Here is a 3,407-nt window from a genome sequence, read left to right on the forward strand (position 1 = left end):
CGCACCGCGGCGTCCGTCCCGACGGCCGACGCGACGGACGAGAACGCGACCGGCGGCACGCGCGACGGCATGCCCGTCCAGCCGAAGCTGCCGTCGGCGCCGGGCGGCGGGCGCGGCTGGCCCTCGGCGCTGCGCACCGGCGGGCGGGTGCGGGGAGTGGACGGCTTGCGCACGCTCGCGGTCGGGCTGGTGATGGTCTACCACCTGGAGCCCGGCCTGCTGCCGGGCGGTTCGATCGGCGTGGACGTCTTCTTCACGATCAGCGGCTTCGTCATCACCCGCCTCCTCGTCGCGGAGTACGCGCGGACCGGCGACATCTCGATGGGCGCGTTCTACTGGCGCCGGTGGCTGCGGCTCGTGCCGGCGCTGCTGACGGTGTGCGCCCTGTGCGCGGTCCTCGCCGCCGGCACCAGTCTCGCGGGCTTCGACGGGGCCTGGACGTCGGTGCTGCTGTCGGTGACGTTCCTCGTCAACATCGTGCGGGCGGCCCAGCCCGGCCCGTACTCGGACGGCACGGCGCTGCTCGCCCAGAACTGGTCGCTCGGCGTGGAGGAGCAGTTCTACCTGCTGTGGCCCCCGCTGCTGCGGACGCTGCTGCGCCGGGTCCGCCCCCGCACGGTCCTGATCTGGGCCGCCGTGCTGTGTTTCCTGCCCGTCGTGTGGCGGTGGCTGCTGTGGGACCCGACGCAGGCGCACCGCATCTACAACGGCACCGACACCCGCGCCGATCAGCTGCTGGCCGGGGCGCTCCTGGCCGTCGCGGTGGCCCGCCTGCGTCCCGACGACCCCCGGCTCGCCGCGCTGCGGCGCTGGTCGGCGCGGCTCGCCTGGCCGGCGCTCGCGCTGCTCGGGCTGATCGTCTGGCAGGTCCCGGTGACGGGCGACACGGCCTGGACGGAGAGCTGGTACACGCTCGGGTTCCTCGTGGCGGCCCTGCTGTCGGCGACGGTCGTGGCCGCGCTGGAGCTGCGGCCGCGTTCGGCCCTGTCGTGGGTGCTGTCGCTGGCGCCGCTGGCGTGGGTCGGCCGCAACCTCAGCTACGGGCTCTACCTGTGGCACTACCCGCTGGGCCGGCTGCTGGCCGACGTCGGCGTGGAGCGCGGGCACCTGGTGGCGACGCTCGCCGCGTCGGTCGCCGCGGCCACCGCCTCGCACTACCTGGTCGAGCAGCCGCTGAACCGGCGCTGGCGGCGGCGCGGCCCGGGCGCCCCGCGCGGCGGCGCCCGCTCGGGTTCCGCGACCGCCGAGGACCGGCGGCGGCAGCTGGCCACGGCGTCGTGACACCCGTCGCCGCGTCGGGGGGCCGCCCGTCCGGCCCCGGGACCCGCCCCGGGGGCCGCCCGTCTTGCCCGGGGCGATCAGGCGCGCAGGAGGTCCTTGCGGAAGTCGGAGAGCAGCCGCCGGGTGCCGGTCGCGGACTCGGCGATGGCGACCATGCGGTCCATGGCCTCCATGTGCTCGGAGACCTCGTTCTCCTCGTCGAGGTAGAGCGCACCGGTCAGGTACTCGATGTAGACCATGTCCGGGATCTCGGGGACGTCGAAGCGGAAGAGCACGAAGGGGCTGTACGTGCCGGGGTGGTGGCCCGCTGCCAGCGACGCCACCTGCAGCGTCACGTTGGGCAGCTCGGTCATCTCCAGCAGCCGCTCGACCTGCTCGCCCATCAGCTTCGCGTCGCCGACCGGGCGGCGCAGGACGGTCTCGTCGACGACGGCCCAGAAGTTGGGCGGGGCCTCGGTGCGGGTCAGGAACGACTGGCGGCGCATCCGCAGCGCGACCTGGCGCTCGACGCGTTCGGGATCGGGCTGGCCGACCGCGGTGGTGGTCAGGATCTCGCGCGTGTACGCCTCGGTCTGCAGGACGCCCGGCACGAAGTGGGGCTCGTACTCGCGGATCGTCTTGGCGGCCTCCTCGAGGCTGACGTAGCCGCCGAACCACCCGGGCAGCACGTCGTGGAAGCGCTGCCACCAGCCGGGGCGGTTGGCCTCCTCGGTGAGCTGCGTGTACGAGGCGACGTCCGCGGGCGGCAGGCCGTAGGCGGGCAGCAGGACCTGGAGGTACGGGATCTTGAGCGCGACCTCCGCGGACTCCATGCGGCGGATCGTGGCGACCGTCACGTGCAGCAGCTTCGCCGCCGCCTCCCGCGTCAGCCCCGCCCCCTCGCGCAGGGCACGAAGCTGCCTGCTGAGGACGAGCTGACCTATCGTCGGCGCCGAACGCGGCTCGCTCATACCGCTACCCCCTCTCCCCCTTCGAAGACCCCGGCAGTCTGACACAGCGAGATCGATTGAGGCGCTGCACGGTACACATTCTTCCGGTTGGCTCCACCGGGCCGACCACCACGCGTCACGGCGTGACAGAAGAAGATCGTTCCCTTCCCTGAAAAGTGAACCCGTGGCGTCGCGGAAGGTACCTTCCAGTGACCTCTCGATGGAGAGGTCCCGATAAGCTCGGTCCGTCCAGGGCCTGCGGGCCCCTCAACAGAAGCGGAGTGATGCGGCGTGACGCGACCACGTGTGGGGGTGGCGGTCCTGACGATGGGGACCCGGCCCGCCGAGCTGCGCGCCCTGCTGAACTCCGTGGCCGAGCAGCGGGAACCCGCACAGCGCGTCGTGGTCGTCTGCAACGGCGCGCCGCTGCCCGAGCTGCCCGAGGGGGTCATCGGCGTCGAGCTGCCGGAGAACCTGGGCGTCACGGGCGGCCGCAACGTCGCGATCGAGGAGCTGCGCAAGGCCGGTGACGTGGACGTCCTCGTCGACTTGGACGACGACGGCCTGCTGATCGAGACGGACGTCGTCTCCCGGGTCGCGGACCTCTACGAGGCGCACCCGCGGCTCGGCGTCGTCAGCTTCCGCATCGCCGACGAGAACGGCCTCACGCAGCGCCGGCACGTGCCGAGGCTGCGCGCGGACGACCCGATGCGCGGCGGCGAGGTCACCACGTTCCTCGGCGGCGGCCACTCGCTCTCCATGCGCATGCTGGACGAGATCGGCGGCTGGCCCGACGCGTTCTTCTTCGCGCACGAGGAGACGGACCTGGCCTGGCGCGCGCTCGACGCCGGCTGGAAGATCCGCTACGAGCCGGAGCTGGTGCTCCAGCACCCGCGCACGTCGCCCGCGCGGCACGACGTCTACTACCGGATGACCGCGCGCAACCGCGTCTGGCTCGCCCGCCGCAACCTGCCCGCCCCGCTCGTCCCCGTCTACCTGGGGACCTGGATCCTGCTGACCGTGGCACGCACCCGGTCGGTCGCGGGCCTGCGCGCGTGGTTCGCCGGCTTCGGCGAGGGCGTCCGCACGGCCTGCGGCGACCGCCGGCCGATGCGGTGGCGCACGGTGCGGCGCATGACGGCGCTGGGCCGCCCGCCGGTGATCTGACCGGCGGGCCGGGGCGCCCCGCGCCCCCGC

3 protein-coding genes are annotated in these 3,407 nt (G+C 73.6%); 2 read left to right on the top strand and 1 reads right to left on the bottom strand.

Annotated elements, in window-relative coordinates:
* Positions 1-1,281, top strand: a 1,281-nt coding sequence (locus L1885_RS25755; RefSeq protein ID WP_372482027.1) for an acyltransferase family protein, incomplete at its 5' end; no start/stop codon positions are given.
* 77 nt (positions 1,282-1,358) lie between these two features.
* Here L1885_RS25755 and L1885_RS25760 read toward each other — a convergent pair.
* On the bottom strand, positions 1,359-2,231 hold the full coding sequence (locus L1885_RS25760; protein ID WP_235799565.1) for a Sco1979 family transcriptional regulator: 873 nt from the start codon (positions 2,229-2,231) through the stop codon (positions 1,359-1,361).
* Between the two features lie 270 nt (positions 2,232-2,501).
* Between L1885_RS25760 and L1885_RS25765 the strand changes: the two genes are divergently transcribed.
* Positions 2,502-3,377 (top strand): glycosyltransferase family 2 protein, encoded by an 876-nt coding sequence (locus L1885_RS25765; RefSeq protein WP_235799566.1) that lies wholly within the window; start codon positions 2,502-2,504, stop codon positions 3,375-3,377.
* Positions 3,378-3,407: the final 30 nt, after the last annotated feature.

The organism is Streptomyces fuscigenes, assembly GCF_021556455.1.
In the GTDB taxonomy this organism is placed as follows: Bacteria; Actinomycetota; Actinomycetes; order Streptomycetales; family Streptomycetaceae; genus Streptomyces; species Streptomyces fuscigenes.

Coding starts and splice junctions, on each gene's coding strand:
- L1885_RS25760 (WP_235799565.1), bottom strand. CDS start 2,231: ATGAGCGAGCCGCGTTCGGCGCCGACGATAGGTCAGCTCGTCCTCAGC.